Consider the following 18,602-nt stretch of genomic DNA (forward strand, 5'->3'; position numbering starts at 1 on the left):
CACCGCTCCTGCCGCGCCCACTCCTGCCGCGCCCGCCCAGAATGCCGCGGCCTCACCGGCGGCTCCGCCCGCCAAGCCCTGCAAGAAGGGCAATAAGAAGTGCAAGCAGCAGGCAACCCAGCAGCCGCCCGCGGCTGCGCCTGAGGCCGCTCCAGCGCCAGCTCCGGAGGCTGCCGTGCCGGTTGCGCCGCCTGCTGGGGCGCCGGCCGCACCCGTCCCTGCGCCCACGGCCAATGCTCCCGTTCCGGCTGCGCCCGACGCAGCTTCGGGCACGCCGGCCACGACACCCGACCAGCAGGCCCAGCACAAGAAGGGTGCTTTTGACGATCCGGTGGCCAATACCTCGCATGATCCGCTGCTCGACAAGACCTTCGACCTGAACTCTCCACAGAGCGTGCAGTAAGGCCGCAAGCCCCGGCTTGAGTGCTGCCCGCCGGGGCTCTATCGTCCCGGCTGGTTCTGCCTCGCGCGGGCGGGGTCCCACAGATCTCAGTGCCGGTGACCGCAGCCGGGCAGGATGCAGCATATGTCCGTGACCAGCATGACCGGCTTTGCCCGGGTGGAAGGGCACACCGGCGCGAATCGCTGGGCGTGGGAAATCAAGACCGTCAATTCCAAGAGCTTGGATGTACGCTTCCGCCTGCCACCCGGTGTGGATGCGGTGGAGGCGGACGCGCGGGCCACGCTTGGAAGCGCCTTTGCCCGCGGCTCCTGCCAGATCGGCCTGTCGCTGAAGCGCGAAGCGGTAGCGCCGGTGGTGCGCATCAACCAACCCGTGCTCGACGCCATCGTGGCGGCCATGTCCGAAGCGTCGCAACGGGTGGATGCGGCCGCACCGCGCCTCGACGGCCTCTTCGCCATCAAGGGCGTGCTGGAGGTCGAGGAGCAGGAGGAGGACGAGGAAGGCCGTGCGGCGTTGCAGTCCGCCTTGCTGGAAGGCTTCACCAAGGCGGTGAAAGAGTGCGCCGAGATGCGCCAGCGCGAGGGTATGGCGCTTGCCCGCGTGCTGCTGGGCCGGATCGACGAGATCGAGGCGCTCACCAACGAGGCCGAGATCAATCCGGCCCGTCATCCCGCAGCGGTGCGCGAGAAACTGGCGACGCAGGTTGCCGCGTTGCTGGACGCTTCCAGGAGCCTCGACCCTGATCGGCTCCACCAGGAAGCCATCCTGCTCGCTGCGAAGGCCGACATACGCGAGGAACTCGATCGCCTGCACGCCCACATTGCCGCCGCGCGCGATCTTCTCGGCAAGGGCGGGGCGGTCGGCCGCCGGCTCGACTTCCTGGCCCAGGAGTTCAACCGTGAAGTCAACACGCTTTGTTCGAAGGCCAATGACGTCAGCTTGACCGCGACAGGGCTTTCTCTCAAAGCAGTGGTCGAGCAATTCCGCGAACAGGTTCAGAATATCGAATGAGTATGACTGCGTCCGCTCCCCAGCGCCGGGGCCTTCTCCTGATCGTCTCTTCGCCCTCTGGGGCAGGCAAGACCACGCTGACGCGCCTGCTGCTGGCGGAAGACAAGGGGATGCATCTGTCGATTTCCGTAACCACCCGCCAGCGTCGACCCAGCGAGATCGACGGCGTGCATTATCGCTTCGTCGATGGTGGTACTTTCGAGAATATGCGCGAGCGCGGAGAGCTTCTCGAATCGGCCAAGGTGCACGGGAATTACTACGGCACCCCCGCCGGTCCCGTGGAGGAGGCGCTTGCCGCCGGCCGTGATGTCCTGTTCGACATCGACTGGCAGGGCACCATGCAGATCTACAACAAGATGCGGCCAGATATCGTCTCGGTCTTCGTGTTGCCGCCCTCGCTCGCGGAACTGAAGGCCCGCCTGGAGCGCCGGGCCGAGGATTCGGCCGAGATCATCATGCAGAGGCTGCAGAACGCGCGTGTCGAGATCAGCCACTGGACGAAATATGACTATGTGCTTGTGAATACCGACCTGCAGACCACCTACGCCAAACTGAAGGAAATCCTCGATGTCGAGCGCATGAAGCGCTCGGACAAGTCGCAGGTTTCGCATCTGGTGGACACGCTGAAGGCGGATCTCGACGCCCTGACGCGGAAGTAGTGGCCGGCGGCATCGTGCTGAGCTGAAGGCGGGTAGGGACGACGGCGCAGGTCCTGCCGCAGCCGCGTAGATCTATTTTGCCAGCGTGTTGGCAAGCGTGACGAAGCCTTCGACCGGTACTTCCTCCGCCCGCATGTCGGGACGAAGGCCAGCGGCTTCCAGGGCGGCCGACAGATCACCGCCGAGGCTTTTGAGGCTCTGGCGCAGCATCTTGCGGCGCTGGCCGAAGGCAGCCTGCGTCACGCGCTCGAGCGCTGATGATGTGCAGGGCAGCGGCTCGGGACGTGGGCGCAGATGCACCACGGAGGAGGTCACCTTCGGCGGCGGCACGAAGGCGCTGGGCGGCACGTCGAACACGATCTGGGCCTGCGTCCGCCAGCCGGCCAGCACGCCAAGCCGGCCATAGGCGTCGTCGGCCTCGGTGGCGACGATGCGCTCGGCCACCTCCTTCTGGAACATCAGGATCATCGCATCGAACCAGGGTGGCCAGGGCTCGGTCTTGAGCCAGCCGATCAGCAGGGGCGTGGCGATATTGTAGGGCAGGTTGGCGGCGATGCGGATGGGGCCTTCCAGCTTCCCGATGAGGTCTGGCCAGTTGGCCTCCAGCGCATCGCCGGCATGGACGGTCAAGCGTCCGGGGTAATGGGCGGCGATCTCGGCAAGCGCCGCAAGGCAACGCTCGTCGCGCTCGACCGCCACGACATGCTTCGCCCCGCTCGCCAGCAGCGCGCGTGTCAAGCCGCCGGGTCCGGGGCCGATCTCGACGACGTTGACGCCCTCAAGCGAGCCGCCGGCGCGGGCGATCTTGGCTGTAAGGTTGAGGTCGAGCAGGAAGTTCTGGCCAAGCGATTTCTTGGCCATCAGCTCATGCTGGCGGATGACGTCACGCAGCGGTGAAAGCGTATCGATCTGGGCCATGGCGTTCAGCGTGAAAGGCGGTCGGCCAGCCTGAGGCTGGCGAGGAAGCTGGAGGGATTGGCCTTGCCTGTGCCTGCGATGTCGAAGGCGGTGCCATGGTCGGGCGAGGTGCGCACGAAGGGCAGCCCCAGCGTGACATTGACAGCCTCGTCGAAGGCCAGCGCCTTGGCCGGGGCCAGCGCCTGGTCATGATACATGCAGAGCGCCACGTCGTAGCTCTGGCGCGCGCGGGCATGGAACATGGTGTCAGCGGGCAGAGGCCCCCAGGCATCGATCCCCTCGTCCCTAAGCCTGATGATGGCCGGCGCCACCACATCGCGATCCTCGCTGCCGAGCGCGCCGTTCTCTCCGGCGTGGGGATTGAGCCCCGCCACGGCCAGGCGCGGGGCGGCGAGGCCGAAACGGGCCTTGAGGTCGCTGGCGACGACGAGGCCGGTGGCAAAGATCAGGTCTTCCGTCAGCGCCGCCGGCACCTCGGCCAGCGGGATATGGATGGTCACCGGCACCACGGCGACCGTCTCCGACCAGATCATCATCACCGGTTCGGCTGGCTGGTCCCAGAAGCGCTGGCCGAGCTCGCCAAGGAACTCGGTGTGACCCGGATGCTTGAAGCCGGCGCGATAGAGTACGTCCTTCATGATCGGCGCCGTGACCATGGCGCGTGCCCGGCCCAGCCGGATCGCCCCCGCCGCGCGTTCGATGGCTTCGATCACGGCAGCAGCGCCGTCGACATCGGGCTCGCCCGGCCTGTCCGGCGCCTTGTTGCGAAGCGGCACGACCGGCAGGCCCTTTTCAAAGGCATGACCTGCGCCCGCTTCGTCCGTTTCCACGATGGCCATGTCGAGGCCGATCCGGTGCGCCCGCGCAGCGAGCAAGGCGGGGTCGGCATAAGCAAAGAAAGGAGCAGCCTGTGTGCGGCCGGCGGCGGCCAACAGGATCAGTTCGGGGCCAATGCCGGCCGGCTCCCCCATGGTGAGGGCGATCGGGAGCAGGTTCTGACTGTCATGTGGCACGGCAAGGATCCATTGGCGAAGGCGTTCAAAGAGATGCAGTAGCCTGTCTCACCCGGCGTGTCTTGGCGATATCGTCCCATCCGTGCACACAAAAAGCAGATGCCCGAGGCTTGCCTCGGGCATTGTCTGCACTTGTGAGGGGCGACAGCGTCCTCAATTGGCCGCAGTGCTACCTCCGGTCAAATTTCCGTCCGTATCTGTGAAGACGCTCGGCTTGGTGACATTGGCATTGTTGAAGCCGTCGTTCCACACCTTGTCGGCGAATTCCTTCGGATTGCCGCTGACGCCAAGGCCGCGCAGCTGGAGCTGAACCTGTACCGTGGTGTCATATTTGAACGAGGTGGTGTCATAGTCGCGCTGCAGGCTCATGCCGAAAGCGATACAAGCGTCGACATAGGTCAATCCGACAAAGCTGGTCGAGAAGCGCTTCGTCCTCATGTCGTATTGGGCGCCGGCGCTAGCGACCCAATTCTCCGCGACCTTCCAGGCCGCCGTGCCGTTGACACCCTCGCGCTTTTCGAGGCCGAGCAGGGGCTGGGCCTCGTAGCTGGCATAGGTGATGTCGGTCTTCAAATTGCCGATCGTGCCGATAGCGCCGACCTCGAAGGCCTTCATGTTCCAGGTCTTCTCGTTGAAGCGGGCATCGGTCAGGATTGCGAAATTATTGACCGGCTGCAGGTAAATGCGGCCGACATAGTCAGACGTATTGGTGTCCAGGCCTGATTGAAGGCCGGTGTTGGCCATGTCCGGATCCTTGTAGGGATTGGTGCCGCCGAAGGAATAGGACTGCCCGAACAAGGCATTGTAATAGCCGCCGCCATTGGTCGTCAGCGAATATTGGAAGCCGGCATTGATGCGCGAACCATCCTCGACACGGTCATAGCCGGAGTACTTGTCCCAGGCGAAGAGATTGGAATCGTCGAAGATCAGGCTCTGGGCATCCTCGTTGGGGAACGAGCCTGTCTGGGCTGCCTTGGGCCGCAGGATTACCTGAGCGATCGGCTCGAAGATCTGCGTTCCCCAGTCCGACTGCGAGATGAAGGGGTAGCGGTAGTCGAGGCCGATGGCCGGGAGGACGCGGGCAGCCGTGTCGTTGCTGTTGCCGACGAATTGCTGGTTGTTAGGATCATCGAGGCGCGTGAAGCCGAGATCACCGCGGACATAGGTGAAGGGCGTCCATTGCTCGCCCCAACTGTCCGTGATGGTCTTCTTCCAGTAGAGGTTCAGCGAGCCGCGGGCATAATTGCCATCGATGCCGCGCAGCAGGCAGTTGCTCCGGGTTATCGGGGTGGTCGCATTGCAGATCTGGCCGACGATATTGTCATAGGCCGACTGCTGGCGCGTCAGGTTGGTGAAATTGAAGTTCCAGCCGACCTCGCCGCCCAGGACCGGATGATTGACCACATAGTCGTAGTCCAGTACCGGCAGCACGGTGGGCAACTGCTTCTGGACGTCGACGGACGTCAGGCCCTGGAAATAGTAGCCGCGCAGATCGAACCAGGACTTGTCGCCGGAACCCGTCAGATAGAGGGTCGATGTTGCCGTAACCTGCCCGCGCAAATTGTCGAACTTGTAGTCGCGCCAGTAAAATTTGTCGCTGAGCGCATTCACGTCCCAGCCGAAGCGCCATTTGTCGTTCAGCCAAAACTCGCCCTTGCTCGAGACCGACCCGCGGAAATTGGGAGTGCCGATATCCTCATTGGCGAACTTGTCCGGATTGGCCAGGAAGGCGCCAGAGGCCAGGATCGAGTAGCTGCCGTTGAGCAGGCGATGGCGCCATTCGATCTGTCCCGTCGGACCCTGGGAAGTTGTGAAGCCCGGTGTCAGAGTCAGGTCGTAGTTGGGAGCGAGGTCGATGAAATAGGGCGCCTCGAAGCCATAGCCGAGATCGGAGGTGTGGAAATAACGCGGCGACACGAAGCCAGTCTTGCGCGTCACCGTGGGATCGGGGCTCGACATGTAAGGCAGATAGGCGATCGGAAGGCCGTAGACTTCGAAGTAGGCGTCTTCGAAATACAGCATCTTCTCCTGCTCGTTGTGGATCACCTTCATGGCCTTAACCTGCCACAAGGGGGGCCTGGCCGGATTGTCCTTGCAGGGTTCGCAGGCGGTATAGACGCCGTTCTGGAACACGGTGACATTGCCATCGGTACGCTCGGCGCGGTTGGCGGCGATACGCGTTTCATCCGTGGTCAGCACCCGCAGCGAATTGACGAAGCCGTCCTTGAAGTCATCCGTCAGGTCGAAATCATCGGCATGGGTGATGGTGCCGTCGGCCTCGGTGATGACGACATTGCCATAAGCGTGCACGCGCTTGGACTTGCGGTCATAGACCACGCGGTCGGCCTGCAAGGCGCGGCCATTGTAATAGATCTGTACCGAACCTACGGCCGTGACGACGTCCTTGTCCTGGTCGTACTGCATCTCCTTGGCCTTGAGGACCATATTGGGCTTCTGGCCATTGTTGTCTTCGGTGGTCGGGCTGATACCACTGAGCAGGTTCTGGGCCCGAGCAGGCGAGGAGGCAAGCGCAAACGAGAGCGCTGCCACGGCGACAGTGGTACACAGCACATTCGTAAGGAAGTGGCGAGCTGATACGCGCATCAGCCATCCTCCTGGTTAAGCAACACAGTAAATCCGATCAGAACGCCAACAACAGCCGGAGTCCAGGCAGCAGCGGCCGGGTTGACCAGCCCCGCTACTCCCAGATCCCTTGCCATTTTAGTTACCACATACAACACGAACCCAGCCCCGATACCACTCAACACCATAACGCCAATACCGCCCAGGCGGGCAAATCGCAGCGAAACGGTAGCTGCAATCAGCACCATCGCCACGAGCAGCATGGGGCGAGCCAGAAGTACCTGATATTGCAACCGGTAGTCATTTGCTTCAAGCCCTGCGGCGCCCTGCTGTGCAATTGCTGACGGGAGTCTCCAGAAAGACACGCTGTCCGCTGCTACCGCAAAATTCTGGTCCACCTGGGCCTTGGTCAAAAGTGTAGGAAAATCAAGAGTTTCCATGGATTGGGGCTCTTGATTGGGAACGAATTCCCGCACATTCGACAAATGCCAGACACGCTTGTCAAGTTTCGCCGTATCGGCTTCCAAGCGTTTGGTAAATCGATTGTCAAGATCGAAAGCATAGATCGTCACCCCTGACAGGGTGCCATCATCGGCGTTCTCGGCCAGGGCATGGATCACCGCCTGGCCATCCGCCGAGCGCTGGCGGATCCAGAAGACCTTGTCGGAGTCGCCCTCCTGGCGCGCGCCGAACACCTTGGCGTCGAGGAGGTCGCTGCGCGCCTTGAGAGTCGCCGAGATCGGATTGAAACCGATGGCTGCAAGGACGCCAAGCATGATCGCGCACACGAGCGGGGGCAGCAGGAATTGCCAGACCGACAGGCCGGCGGCGCGCATCACCACCAGTTCGAGGCGCAGGCTCAGATTGACGAAGCAGATGATGGCGCCGAACAGGAAGACGAAGGGCAGCGTCTGCTCGATGACGGAGGGGGTGCGCAGCAACGAGATCGCGGCGATAGAGGTGATTGCCACATGCGGCATGTCGCCGGCTCGTCGCGTGGTGTCGGCGAAGTCCAGCAGGAAGATCATCACGAACAGGAAGGCGAGCACGCCGAAGATCGCGGCCAGGAAGCGCCTCGACAGATAGCGCCCGAGAGTCGAGGTCAAGATCATGCGCGCGCCGCCCGGCTGGTGAGACGGCTGGTGATGTCACTGAACCAGTCCGTCAGGCCGCGCGGTAGCGCGAGGCGAATCCAGCCCAGGACGACGCAGAGGCAGAAGACAGAAGCCAGGATCGGCACGCCGAAGGCGATATAGACACCGCTCGCCGAATGGACGCTGAGGCTTTGGGTGGCGATGAAGCCGATGATGCGCACCACCAGCACGCCGAGAATGGCAAAGGCGCTCGCGCTGGCGCGGCTCTGGCGCGTAGTGCGGGCCTGTCCGAGAGCGGCAAGGGCAATGAACATGAAAGCGATCGGATAGAGTGGCGCCGTAAAGCGGTCGACGAGTTCGCCGCGGATGCGGCCCATCTCGACCGCGCTCTTCACATCGGAGAGCTTGGTGTTCCAGAGTTCATCCGTGTACCGATCGCGCGGCTTGAAATTGACGGTGTCGTTGTCGTCATTGGCAAGCTGCGACAGATCGAACTGATATTGATCGAAGGTTACGATCGAGGCGTTGGAGGCGTTGCCGCCTTCGTGTTGCTGGAGCGAGCCGTTGTTGAGAACGAGGATCAGGCCGGAGGGGGAATCGACCACCTTGCCGGTCTCGGCGATATAGGTCGTCGTCTTGTTCTTGTCGCGCGCATCCTGCACGAAGATGCCGAGCAGCGTACCGTCGGACTGGCGCTCGCGGATGTGGAAGGTGTAGCCACGCAGGGTGGTGAACTGGCCTTCCTTGAGGAAGTGCTGCACCACGTCGGCGGCGGCCGCCACGCGCCAATTCGTCAGCTCGTGCTGGCTGGCTGGCTGCCCGTAGAGCGTGATCGCCGCGATGCCGGCGGCGGCCAGCGCCGCAATGGCGGCAAACGGCGTGATCAGGCGGGCCGGCGAATAGCCGGCGGCATTGAGCACGACCAACTCCGAACCCGCATTCAGGCGCTGAAGCAGCCAGATCGCCGCAACGAACACGGCAAGGGGGGCGACCACCACCACCAGCGCGGGCAAGGCGAGCGAGCTGATCGCCAGGAAGACCAGCACGGACTGGCCCTGGGCTGTCATGACATTGAACTCGCGCAGTGCGCCGACCATCCAGGCCAGGAGCGTCAACACGACGAGGCAGACCAGAAAGGCAAAGCCGAACTGCCTGGCGATATATCGGCTGACGAGATTCATAGACCCCTCGGGACTCCTGACCGGGTTTTGTAGCCTCGTGCTAGGACGCACGCGAGACGTTTGTGTGGCGAGGCCGCCGTTGCGAACTGATTGTTGTAGACATGGTTACGGATTGACATGCAAAAGTTCCAACAACCCGTCAATCCGACGGCACCTTTTTGACATAGGCATGGAATATGGTTTCCGAATTGAAACTGTCGTTTTCGAAATTTGAAAAGATTGCCGACGGTATCGCCGTCATCTTCACCAATGCCGATCTGGCTGTCTCTGCCGAGACGGAGGCTGCTCTACCGGGTGTTGAGAGCGTGGTCAAACGTGCGGCTGCCGCTGACAATTTCAAGGGGGGCGTACTCGCTTCGCTCGACATTCTCGCTCCGACCGATCTGCCGGTGACTCGCCTCATCGTGGTTTCCCTTGGCAAGGTGGAGGAGATCGCCACGACGGACTGGGTGAAGACGGGCGGCAGCGTGCTCGGCAAACTGCCGACTTCGGCCAAATCGGCCACGGTGGTGCTGGATCCGCCAGGCACCTCCATCACTGCCGACCAGGCCGCGGATTTCTCGCTCGGGGCACGGCTGCGGGCCTATGGTTTCGAGCGCTACAAGACCAAGAAGAAGGACGACAAGGCAGCCAAGAGCCTTGCCCTCACCATCTTCTGTGGGCATGACGGCCATGCAAAAAAAGCCGGCAAGGCGCGCGATGCGATCGCCGAGGGCGTCAATCTCGCCCGCGATCTCGTCAACGAGCCGCCGAACGTGCTCTTTCCGGAGGAATTCGCCAAGCGTGCCTCCGGTTTGTCGGAACTCGGGATCGAAATCGAGGTGCTCGACGAGAAGGCGATGAAGAAGCTCGGCATGGGAGCGCTGCTTGGCGTCGGCCAGGGGTCGAGACATGAGAGCCGCCTCGTCGTCATGCGCTGGAACGGGGCCAAGGATGCCGATGCCAAGCCTATCGCCTTCGTCGGAAAGGGCGTAACCTTCGACACGGGCGGCATCTCGATCAAGCCGGCTGCGAGCATGGAAGACATGAAGGGCGACATGGGCGGAGCGGCCTGTGTCGTCGGCCTCATGCATGCTTTGGCTACCCGCAAGGCCAAGGTCAACGCCATCGGCGCCATCGGCATCGTCGAGAACATGCCGGATGGCAATGCCCAGCGCCCCGGCGATATCGTGACCTCGATGTCCGGCCAGACAATCGAGATCATCAACACCGACGCCGAAGGCCGGCTCGTGCTGGCCGACGTGCTCTGGTATGTGCAAGACAAGTACAAGCCGCAATTCATGGTGAATCTGGCCACGCTTACCGGCGCCATCATGGTGGCGCTCGGCCAGGAACATGCCGGCCTTTTCTCCAACAATGACGAGCTGGCTACGCGCCTCCACGGTGCCGGCCAGGCGACGGGCGAACGCGTCTGGCGCATGCCGCTCGGAGCCGAATATGACAAGCTGATCGATTCGCGGTTCGCCGACATGAAGAACACCGGCGGACGCAACGGCGGCTCGATCACGGCGGCTCAGTTCCTGCAGCGCTTCGTCAACGATACGCCCTGGGCACATCTCGACATCGCCGGCACGGCCATGAGCGCACCGTCCACCGAGACCAATCGCAGCTGGGGCTCGGGCTGGGGCGTGCGCCTGCTCGACCGCCTCGTCGGGGAGCATTACGAGGGGTGAGCATCACGCTGTTCGGTACGCCGGAGAGCGTCTATGTCCGGATCATCAAACTGATTCTCAAGATCAAGAAGCTCGACCATGTCTTTGTCATGGCCGATGTTTTCGAGGATCGCGGGCTGCCGGCGGATTATCCGGCAAGGCATCCCTTCCGGCGCATCCCGAGCATCGAGATCGATGGCGTCAGCCTTTACGAGACGGACGCCATCGCTCATTATCTCGACGCGGTCTTCCCCCATCCTGCCCTGATCCCATCCGATCCGCTGGAGGCCGCGCGCATGCGCCAGATCATGCGGGTGGTCGATGCCTATGCCTATCGCGCCCTGGTTTGGGATATCTATGTGCCGCAATGGTGGCGCGAAGGCAGAGAACCGGGTCCGGAAGCGCTGGCCGCCGGCCTGCATGTGCTGCTCGCCTTGGAGGCGCTGATGACGCCAGCGTTTCGAGCTTCGCCGCCCACGCTCGGCTGGTGTTATCTTGCCGCCGTGCTTGCCATGACGGACAGCGTCATTCCCGGCGCCGGGCTGATCGACCAGGTTCCGGCGTTGAGGGCGTGGTGGAACGAGATTCGGGAAGGGCCGCTCATGATTGCCACACGTTCGGACGAGAGCCTCTATTGAGGAGGGTGGGATGACCGAATTGCTCTTCTACCACCTGCAGCGCGCTCCGCTCGACAAGGTGCTGCCGGGCCTGCTCGAAAAGTCGCTCCAGCGCGGCTGGCGTTGCGCCGTGCAGGGTTCGCCCGAGCGCCTACGCGCGCTCGACGACACGCTCTGGACGTATGGCGACGAGACCTTCCTGCCGCATGGGCTGGAGAATGACGACGGTCCGAACCAGCCGATCGTGTTGGTGAGCCATGAGGGCAATCCCAATGCCTCGGCCATCCGCTTCCTGATCGATGGAGCACCGCTGCCGCCGGACGCGGCTGGCTATGAGCGCATCGTGCTTTTGTTCGACGGCAATGACGCCGACGCCGTGCAGGACGCCCGCGAGCATTGGAAGCAAGCCAAGACGTTGGGCTTCAGCGCCACCTATTGGCAGCAGAGCGACGAGGGCCGCTGGGAGAAAAAGGCCTAGCGCGAAGCATCTTCTGTCTGAATCGGCCCGCGAAGGTATGGGCGTCATTCCGGACGACCGAAGGGAGATCCGGAATCCATGAACACTGTCCTTTGAGGTTGGTGGTCATGGATTCCGGCTTTCCCACTCACAAGCAAAGCTTGTGAGGATACGCTCCAGCCGGAATGACGACCTCAGCGATCTAACCTAACGCCATTACGCCCTAGCGTTGCCTGTGGGCTACCCCTTCAACTGCGCCAGCACGCCGGCGATATCGCCCATGCCCCAATGTTCGGCGATCCTGCCGCCTTCGACCCTGAAGATGTCGCAGGAGGTGAAACGCAGCGTCTTGCCTGTCGGTGCGACGCTGAAATAGGGACCCTGATGGGTGCCGGTGTAGACGAAGCTCGCCGCGATCTTGTCGTCACCGGTCACCTGGGTCTCGATGGCGACCTTGAGATCCGGCAGGCCGATTAGACGGGCCTTGAAGAAGGCGATCGTGCCCTGCTTCGGCGTGACATTGCCCGGCGGCGGCGCTGCCGCACTGCGCTGATGGTTGACGTAATCATCGGCAAAGAGTGCCGCGAAGCCTTCGATGTCATGGGTGCTCAGCCGAGCCGCGAATTCATCGGCGACAGTGCCGGAGGCGGCGTGCACCTTTGTCGCCGCTACGCCGCTCGCCAGCAGCGCTCCGCCGATGATGATCTGCCTGCGTGCGTGATCCATGGCCTTCCTCTCCTATGCCGAACGGCCATTGCACCAGCATGCGGTCACACTGGGATGACGAGATACCGATGACGCATGACGCTCGACGGCGCTTGAAACTCGCAACCTTCCCCGCACGCTTACGTGTGCGGGGATAGCGAATTCAAGTCTCATGCTCGGGGCGATAAGGCTCGCCAAGCCGAGAGGACGCTCAACTCGCGGTTTGCGGCCGTTCCAACGCCGGATCATGCCCGAGCACAAGCACGATCACCGCACCGACGATGGCACAACAAGCGAGGAACAACAGGCCGGCCGAGTCGCTGTGGGTGGTGTCCCTGAGCCAGCCGAAGGCCTGCGGGCCGAAATAACCGCCGAGATTGCCGATGGAATTCACGGCGGCGATGCCAGCTGCCGCTCCGGTCCCCGAGAGGAAGGTGGTGGGCAGGGTCCAGAATACCGGCAGCACGGCGAAAAAGCCGAAACCGGCGATGCACAGACTGGCCATCTTCAGCGTCGGCGTCGGCGCTACCGCAGCGAGCGCCAGCCCGACAACGATGGCGCCCAACGCGATGACGGTATGCCATTTGCGTTCCGCCACCCGGTCGGAATGGCGGCTCCACAGGATCATGCCGATCGCACCGACGGCATAAGGAAGTGCGTTGATAAAGCCGATTTCGACATTGCTGAGCTGTCCGAAGCTGCCGACGATCTGTGGCAGGAAGAAGCTGAGACCGTATTGCGGGATATTGCAGCCCATATAGACCACGCCGAGCGCGAGCACGCGGGGATCGAGCATCGAACTCAGCCAGGACATGTGGCCGTGGCGCTCGCGGTTGGCCCGCTCCGCGTCGAGGCGCTCCTGCAGCCATTGCGCCTCCTGCGGCTCAAGCCACTGCGCGTCGCGAGGGCGGTCCGTCAGGTAGTAGAGCACGGCGAGCGTCATGAGGATGGCAGGCACTGCCTCGATCAGGAACATCCATTGCCAGCCATGCAGCCCCCAGGTGCCGTCGAGGTTGAGGATGAAGCCTGAGATCGGGGAGCCGATCACCGTCGAGATCGGGATGGCGAACATGAACCAGCCGATGATCCGGGCACGGTAGGCCGCCGGGAACCAGAGGGTGAGGAAGAAGATCACGCCGGGGAAGAACCCTGCTTCGGCCACGCCCAGCAGGAGGCGGATGACATAGAGGCTCGTCTGTCCCACCACGAAGGCCTGCGCGCCGGCGACCAGCCCCCAGGTCAGCATGATGCGGGCGATCCACAGCCGCGCCCCGTAGCGGTCGAGCGCCAGATTGCTCGGCACCTCGAAGAAGAAATAGGCGATGAAGAAGATACCGGCGGCCCCGCCGAACGCGGCCGCCGACAGGTTGAGGTCGGTCCGCATCGAAGCGCCGGCGAAACCGATATTCACGCGGTCTAGATAGGCTATGAAATAGCAAAGTATCAAAAAGGGAACGAGGCGCCAGGTGACTTTGTCCATGGTGCGTTTTTCGATCTCAGGCATGGCGTTCCTCCGTGATTGTTATGATATTGGCTTGCTATGGATGTCGGGTTGCAAAGATCTGGGTTCGAAATCCTTCCTTCAGGGCCTATGCAGGTGAGCCTGTGTGGCGGAAACCTATGTAGATCTATTAAAATCGAGGCGCACGGGCCAGCCCAAATAAGACTCTGCCCGTGCGGATGCGCCCTCTCGCGGATTCCGGCGGTCCGTCACCGACCATAGGTCGCCGTGATGCTCGCCGAGGCGAGGGCGTTGACATGGGTGAGGAAGCCGATCATGGCGCCGCTCGCCTTGCTGTCGAGGCCCAGCCTGTCGACCTTGAGGGCCGTCACCGTCACCACATAGCGGTGGGCCGGACCAGGTGGCGGACAGGCGCCCATGAAGGCTGGCATGCCCGCGTCATTGGCACCCTGCAAGGCACCCTTTGGCAGGCCTTCGCCGCCCGGACCGCCGGCGCCGCCCGGCAGGCTCGTGACGGTGGCTGGAATGTCGAAAACCGTCCAGTGCCACCAGCCCGAGCCTGTCGGCGCGTCGGGATCGTAGAGCGTGACAACAAAGCTTTTCGTCCCGGCCGGCGCATTCTTCCAGGCGAGGGCCGGCGACCGGTTGCCGCCGCTGCAGCCGAAGACATTCGAGACCTGGGCAGCCTTCAGGGTAGCTCCGTCGCCGAGGTCGGGGCTCGTCAGCTCGAAGCCGAAGGCGGGGGCGGCCAGCAAACAGGCAGTCGCCACGGCCGGGAAAATCGCTTTCATGATGTCCTCCATTGCAGGCACCCCGCGGGGGCGCCGGATGGAGGTCATTGTTTCATTCAGCGGCCATCGCGGCAGCGCTGGCCCGATCAGACTTTATGCCGTTTCGATCAAACTCGTGTCGATGGCCCCGTATCGCGCTCGGTGGAAAATCGAAACGAGCGCGAAACCGCGCCGAGAAACGCGACGGCGAGTCGTAACCAACATCAAGGGCGATCACGGTCACGGGCTTATCGGTCGACTGCAGCAGGGCGAGCGCAATGCTCATGCGGACATCGACGAGCAGGGCGCGGAAGCTGGTGCCGGCCGCTGCAAGGTGCCGGCGCAGGCTGGGTTCGCTTGTGCACAGGAGAGAAGCCGCGTCGGCGGCGCGCCAGGCACATGCCGGATCCGCGGCGATGGCCTTGCGCAGGCGCGCCATCCTGTCGTCCCGCTCGGATCGGGCAGGAGGGACGAAGCGATGACCGTAGGAGGCGAGCCAGAGCAACACCTCGCTGACGCGAGCCGCGGCGATGGCGTCGGGCAGATCGTTCCCGGCGGCGATGGCGGCCATCGCTCTCCGGCACGCTTCCTCGACATCTGGCAGGGTGTTTTCGATCGCTCGGATTTCCCGGATGGGCCTTCCCTCAGCGATACTGGCCCGGGTGATGAGGTCGCTGTCGAAATTCAGAGCGAAGGCACGGTAGGGCGCGTCCGGCGCGGGCTCGTTGATGAGGTCGAAATCGACCCCATCGGGGATGAGCAGGAGACCACCTGCGCCGATCGTGATCTCCTCGCCGCGATGACGCACGATCTTTCGCCCGCTCTGCACCAGCACGATGCCCGGCCCGAGCGGGGCGAAGCGCCGGCACAGGAGACGAGAATGTTGTACGACATGGGCGATATCGCCGATGCCGGCCCTGCGATACATCCGGCGGGATGAGGATGAAATGTCGGGGTCAGTGCGCATGATGCATGGAATGCCGGCGAACTCCGGCCGTCAAGGGCCAGCTCAGGCGTTGGCCTCTTCCAATGCAGCGCTGGCTTCCAGCCAGGCTTCCTCCGCCAGCACGAGACGCTCGGCTGCCGTGGCGCGGGCCTTGGCCATCTCCGCGGCCCTGTCGGGCGATTTCTCGAACAGGCCGGGACGTGAAAGCTTCTCGTCGAGATCGGCGATGATGGCGTGGAGCTTGTCCATCGCCGCCTCGATCTGCTTTACCTTTTCACGGCTGGAGGCCGTCTGGGCGCGGCGGGCGGCATTGCTCTGGCGCTGGCTGGGTTCGTTCGTGCGCTCGCTCTTCTCCGTCGCGGGTTTGGCCAGCACCAACCGACGGTAATCCTCCATGTCGCCCTCAAAGGGCTTCACCGTGCCATTGCCCACCAGCCAGAGCCGGTCGACACAGGCTTCCAGAAGATAGCGGTCATGGCTGATGAGGATGACCGCCCCGGGATAGTCGTTGAGCGCCTGCACCAGCGCCTGGCGGCTGTCGATGTCGAGATGGTTGGTCGGCTCGTCGAGGATGAGCAGATGCGGACCGCCGAAGGTGGCGAGACCCATCAGGAGACGGGCCTTCTCGCCCCCGGAAAGATTTTCAACCGGCGTATCGGCTTTGTCGGCGCCGAAGCCGATTTGCGCGGTGCGGGAGCGGATCTGCGCTTCGGTCGCCTCCCTCATCAATTCGGCGACATGGTCGCGGGCAGTGGCGCGCGGGTTGAGTTCGTCGAGCTGATGCTGGGCGAAATAGGCGACCTTGAGGCTCGAGGCCCGCCTAGCCCGGCCGCTCATGGTCTCCAGCCGCCCGCCAAGCAGCTTGGCGAAGGTCGACTTGCCATTGCCGTTGGAGCCGAGCAGGCCGATGCGGTCTTCATTGTCGATGGAAAGATCGAGCCGCGAGAGCACCGTGCGCTCGCCATAGCCGGCGCTCGCGCCTTCCATGGCGATGATGGGCGGGGAGAGCGGCTTGGCAGGAGGCGGAAAGTCGAAGGGTTTGACTTCGTCGTCCACCAGGGCAGCCACCGGCTCCATGCGGGCCAGCATCTTCATGCGCGACTGGGCCTGCACGGCCTTGGATGCCTTGGCCTTGAATCGGTCGATGAAGGACTGGATGTGACGGCGTTGATCTTCCTGCTTTTTCCTCAGCTTCAGGCTGAGGGCCTGCTTCTCACGACGCTGCTTCTCGAAACCGTCATAGCCGCCGCGATAGAGCTCGAGCCTGCCCTCGCTCAGATGCAGGATGTAGTCGACCGAGGCGTTCAGGAGGTCGCGATCATGGCTGATTACCACCACCGTGTGGGGATAGGCCGCAAGATAGTCCTGCAGCCAGAGCGTGCCTTCAAGATCGAGATAGTTGGTCGGCTCGTCGAGCAGCAAGAGATCCGGCTCGGTGAAGAGTAGGGCGGCAAGCGCCACGCGCATGCGCCAGCCACCAGAAAATTCGGAGCAGGCCCGGCTCTGCGCCGCGTGGTCGAAGCCCAGACCTGCCAGGATGGTGGCCGCGCGGGCGGGGGCAGCGTGTGCGCCCTTGTCGGCAAGCCGCATCTGGATCTCGGCGATGCGATGGGGATCGGTGGCGATCTCGGCCTCGGCGAGCAGGGCGGTACGTTCCTCGTCCGCCGCCAGCACCACCTCGATCAGGCTCTCCGGGCCGCCCGGCGCTTCCTGGGCAACGCGGCCGATCCGCGTGCCGCGGGGCACGGAGACGGTGCCGAGATCGGGGGCGACCTCGCCCATGATCATGCGGAACAAGGTGGTCTTGCCGGTGCCGTTGCGACCGAGGAAGCCCACGCGCGCATCCGGCGGCAGCGCCACGGTGGCGTTGTCGAATAGGACGCGCGGTCCCAGGCGGTAGGTGAGGCCGTTGACATGCAGCATGGCGGGCTTTTGGCATGAGCGCGGCGGCGGGGCAATGGCCCTGGCCCCAAAACAGCCTGCCGAGGCCTTCGTCGGCCAGTGTGGAAGTCTATTCACATCATTACGTTGCGTCATATATTCATTTTAATTGACCTGACGTCAACGGCTCCCTGAAAGGTGCCTCGTCCGTGTATTAAGCATTTTTGTCACAAGGCATTCATTTGTTCATGGTCTTGTTCAGGAATCATGATATTCCCACTGCTTGTCGCGGACAAAGAGGTATAACTTTACACCCACCTGCGACCCTATGCTACGAATCCGGGCGAAGTTTAAATTAGTTCCATCGAGATGGATTAGTTACGGTCTGAATCTAGCAATAGCTCGATAAACAAGCCCACATGGATTAGACATGATTAAAAAATTAGCAGCAGAGTTCCTCGGAACATTTTGGTTGGTATTCGGCGGCTGCGGTAGTGCTGTACTTGCGGCGGCTTTCCCACAACTTGGCATCGGATTTGCTGGCGTCGCCTTGGCCTTCGGTCTCACGGTCCTGACCATGGCCTTCGCGGTCGGCGGCATTTCCGGTGGTCATTTCAATCCGGCGGTCTCACTGGGCCTGGCCGTGGGTGGCCGCTTCAGCTGGGCCGAGCTCATTCCCTACTGGATCGCACAGGTCATCGGTGGTCTCGCGGGGGCGACCGTGCTTTATGCCATCGCCACCGGCAAGCCGGGCTTCGAGGTCGGTGGCTTTGCCTCCAACGGCTATGGCGACCTCTCGCCTGGCAAGTACAGCCTGCTGGCCTGCTTGATCGCCGAGATCGTGCTCACGGCGGCGTTCCTGATCATCATTCTCGGCTCGACCTCGAAGGTCGCTCCGGCCGGCTTTGCGCCGATCGCCATCGGCCTTGGCCTCACCCTGATCCACCTGATCTCGATCCCCGTCACCAACACCTCGGTCAATCCGGCCCGCTCGACCGCGGTCGCCTTCTTCGCGCAGACCGGCGCGGTCAGCCAGCTCTGGCTGTTCTGGGTCGCCCCGCTGGTGGGTGCGGTGATCGGCGGCCTGATCTGGAAGGTGCTGCTGGAGCCGGAAGAGGCCTAAGGTCAAGCGACAGGATGACAGGAGAGCGGCGACCGGCAATCCGGTCGGCGCTTTTGTTTCAGGAAAGACAAGTCCGCGCTCCCGGGGGTTGAAGCCGGGCAGGGGGCTGGCTATAAGCCGCTCACCT

At 63.1% G+C, this 18,602-nt stretch carries 16 protein-coding genes and 1 pseudogene; 7 read left to right on the plus strand and 10 right to left on the minus strand.

All coding sequences use genetic code 11. The annotated features are described in order from the left end of the window. The 3 genes and pseudogenes from QQL24_RS35200 to gmk all read left to right on the plus strand — a co-directional run. Positions 1-403, plus strand: a pseudogene (locus tag QQL24_RS35200) (hypothetical protein); the annotation flags it as partial. Between the two features lie 123 nt (positions 404-526). Beyond that, positions 527-1,414 (plus strand): YicC/YloC family endoribonuclease, encoded by an 888-nt coding sequence (locus QQL24_RS35205; protein ID WP_284316990.1) that lies wholly within the window; start codon positions 527-529, stop codon positions 1,412-1,414. Beyond that, positions 1,411-2,073 carry a guanylate kinase gene (gene gmk / locus QQL24_RS35210; RefSeq protein WP_284316991.1) on the plus strand — a complete coding sequence of 221 codons (663 nt, stop codon included), beginning with the start codon at positions 1,411-1,413 and terminating at the stop codon, positions 2,071-2,073. Before QQL24_RS35205 ends, gmk begins: the two co-directional genes overlap by 4 nt. 72 nt (positions 2,074-2,145) lie before the next feature. On the opposite strand, the gene rsmA is transcribed toward gmk, so the two are convergent. The 5 genes from rsmA to lptF all read right to left on the minus strand — a co-directional run bounded on the left by rsmA (position 2,146) and on the right by lptF (position 8,862). Further along, positions 2,146-2,991, minus strand: coding sequence for a 16S rRNA (adenine(1518)-N(6)/adenine(1519)-N(6))-dimethyltransferase RsmA (rsmA, locus tag QQL24_RS35215; RefSeq protein WP_284316992.1), 846 nt, complete (start codon positions 2,989-2,991; stop codon positions 2,146-2,148). Positions 2,992-2,996: 5 nt separating this feature from the next. Then, a complete protein-coding gene (gene pdxA, locus QQL24_RS35220) occupies positions 2,997-4,004 on the minus strand; it encodes a 4-hydroxythreonine-4-phosphate dehydrogenase PdxA (protein ID WP_284316993.1) in 1,008 nt (335 codons plus the stop codon). Positions 4,005-4,157: 153 nt separating this feature from the next. Next, a complete protein-coding gene (locus QQL24_RS35225) occupies positions 4,158-6,608 on the minus strand; it encodes an LPS-assembly protein LptD (RefSeq protein WP_284316994.1) in 2,451 nt (816 codons plus the stop codon). Next, a complete protein-coding gene (gene lptG / locus QQL24_RS35230; protein WP_284316995.1) occupies positions 6,608-7,699 on the minus strand; it encodes an LPS export ABC transporter permease LptG in 1,092 nt (363 codons plus the stop codon). The genes QQL24_RS35225 and lptG overlap by 1 nt, the downstream gene beginning before the upstream one ends. Then, the gene (gene lptF / locus QQL24_RS35235) at positions 7,696-8,862 is read right to left on the minus strand and encodes an LPS export ABC transporter permease LptF (protein ID WP_284316996.1); all 1,167 of its coding nucleotides are present in this window, start codon (positions 8,860-8,862) and stop codon (positions 7,696-7,698) included. Before lptF ends, lptG begins: the two co-directional genes overlap by 4 nt. 176 nt (positions 8,863-9,038) lie before the next feature. Between lptF and QQL24_RS35240 the strand changes: the two genes are divergently transcribed. The 3 genes from QQL24_RS35240 to QQL24_RS35250 are packed head-to-tail and all read left to right on the plus strand — an operon-like array spanning position 9,039 to position 11,609. Beyond that, positions 9,039-10,535: a leucyl aminopeptidase gene (locus QQL24_RS35240; RefSeq protein WP_284316997.1), complete on the plus strand. Its 1,497-nt coding sequence runs from the start codon at positions 9,039-9,041 to the stop codon at positions 10,533-10,535. Next, positions 10,532-11,152, plus strand: coding sequence for a glutathione S-transferase family protein (locus tag QQL24_RS35245; RefSeq protein WP_284316998.1), 621 nt, complete (start codon positions 10,532-10,534; stop codon positions 11,150-11,152). Before QQL24_RS35240 ends, QQL24_RS35245 begins: the two co-directional genes overlap by 4 nt. A gap of 10 nt (positions 11,153-11,162) precedes the next feature. Then, on the plus strand, positions 11,163-11,609 hold the full coding sequence (locus QQL24_RS35250) for a DNA polymerase III subunit chi (RefSeq protein WP_284316999.1): 447 nt from the start codon (positions 11,163-11,165) through the stop codon (positions 11,607-11,609). Between the two features lie 219 nt (positions 11,610-11,828). Here QQL24_RS35250 and QQL24_RS35255 read toward each other — a convergent pair whose 3' ends face one another. From QQL24_RS35255 to QQL24_RS35275, 5 genes are all read right to left on the minus strand, one after another. Next, positions 11,829-12,314 (minus strand): ester cyclase, encoded by a 486-nt coding sequence (locus QQL24_RS35255; RefSeq protein ID WP_284317000.1) that lies wholly within the window; start codon positions 12,312-12,314, stop codon positions 11,829-11,831. A gap of 190 nt (positions 12,315-12,504) precedes the next feature. Next, positions 12,505-13,797 carry an MFS transporter gene (locus QQL24_RS35260; RefSeq protein WP_284317001.1) on the minus strand — a complete coding sequence of 431 codons (1,293 nt, stop codon included), beginning with the start codon at positions 13,795-13,797 and terminating at the stop codon, positions 12,505-12,507. A gap of 206 nt (positions 13,798-14,003) precedes the next feature. Further along, positions 14,004-14,546, minus strand: coding sequence for a YbhB/YbcL family Raf kinase inhibitor-like protein (locus QQL24_RS35265; protein ID WP_284317002.1), 543 nt, complete (start codon positions 14,544-14,546; stop codon positions 14,004-14,006). Positions 14,547-14,598: 52 nt separating this feature from the next. Then, positions 14,599-15,492 carry an AraC family transcriptional regulator gene (locus QQL24_RS35270; protein ID WP_284317003.1) on the minus strand — a complete coding sequence of 298 codons (894 nt, stop codon included), beginning with the start codon at positions 15,490-15,492 and terminating at the stop codon, positions 14,599-14,601. A 42-nt stretch (positions 15,493-15,534) separates the two neighbouring features. Continuing rightward, positions 15,535-17,394 carry an ABC-F family ATP-binding cassette domain-containing protein gene (locus tag QQL24_RS35275; protein ID WP_284317004.1) on the minus strand — a complete coding sequence of 620 codons (1,860 nt, stop codon included), beginning with the start codon at positions 17,392-17,394 and terminating at the stop codon, positions 15,535-15,537. Between the two features lie 388 nt (positions 17,395-17,782). Between QQL24_RS35275 and aqpZ the strand changes: the two genes are divergently transcribed. Next, positions 17,783-18,475 (plus strand): aquaporin Z, encoded by a 693-nt coding sequence (aqpZ, locus tag QQL24_RS35280; RefSeq protein ID WP_284317005.1) that lies wholly within the window; start codon positions 17,783-17,785, stop codon positions 18,473-18,475. Positions 18,476-18,602 lie beyond the last annotated feature (127 nt).

It is taken from the genome of Labrys miyagiensis, assembly GCF_030160835.1.
In the GTDB taxonomy this organism is placed as follows: domain Bacteria; phylum Pseudomonadota; class Alphaproteobacteria; order Rhizobiales; family Labraceae; genus Labrys; species Labrys miyagiensis.

Bases quoted from the DNA above. Each gene is read 5' to 3' on its own strand.
- QQL24_RS35205 (WP_284316990.1), top strand. From the start codon at position 527: ATGTCCGTGACCAGCATGACCGGCTTTGCCCGGGTGGAAGGGCACACC.
- gmk (WP_284316991.1), top strand. From the start codon at position 1,411: ATGAGTATGACTGCGTCCGCTCCCCAGCGCCGGGGCCTTCTCCTGATC.
- rsmA (WP_284316992.1), bottom strand. From the start codon at position 2,991: ATGGCCCAGATCGATACGCTTTCACCGCTGCGTGACGTCATCCGCCAG.
- QQL24_RS35225 (WP_284316994.1), bottom strand. From the start codon at position 6,608: ATGCGCGTATCAGCTCGCCACTTCCTTACGAATGTGCTGTGTACCACT.
- lptG (WP_284316995.1), bottom strand. From the start codon at position 7,699: ATGATCTTGACCTCGACTCTCGGGCGCTATCTGTCGAGGCGCTTCCTG.
- lptF (WP_284316996.1), bottom strand. From the start codon at position 8,862: ATGAATCTCGTCAGCCGATATATCGCCAGGCAGTTCGGCTTTGCCTTT.
- QQL24_RS35240 (WP_284316997.1), top strand. From the start codon at position 9,039: ATGGTTTCCGAATTGAAACTGTCGTTTTCGAAATTTGAAAAGATTGCC.
- QQL24_RS35250 (WP_284316999.1), top strand. From the start codon at position 11,163: ATGACCGAATTGCTCTTCTACCACCTGCAGCGCGCTCCGCTCGACAAG.
- QQL24_RS35255 (WP_284317000.1), bottom strand. From the start codon at position 12,314: ATGGATCACGCACGCAGGCAGATCATCATCGGCGGAGCGCTGCTGGCG.
- QQL24_RS35260 (WP_284317001.1), bottom strand. From the start codon at position 13,797: ATGCCTGAGATCGAAAAACGCACCATGGACAAAGTCACCTGGCGCCTC.
- QQL24_RS35265 (WP_284317002.1), bottom strand. From the start codon at position 14,546: ATGAAAGCGATTTTCCCGGCCGTGGCGACTGCCTGTTTGCTGGCCGCC.
- QQL24_RS35270 (WP_284317003.1), bottom strand. From the start codon at position 15,492: ATGCGCACTGACCCCGACATTTCATCCTCATCCCGCCGGATGTATCGC.
- QQL24_RS35275 (WP_284317004.1), bottom strand. From the start codon at position 17,394: ATGCTGCATGTCAACGGCCTCACCTACCGCCTGGGACCGCGCGTCCTA.
- aqpZ (WP_284317005.1), top strand. From the start codon at position 17,783: ATGATTAAAAAATTAGCAGCAGAGTTCCTCGGAACATTTTGGTTGGTA.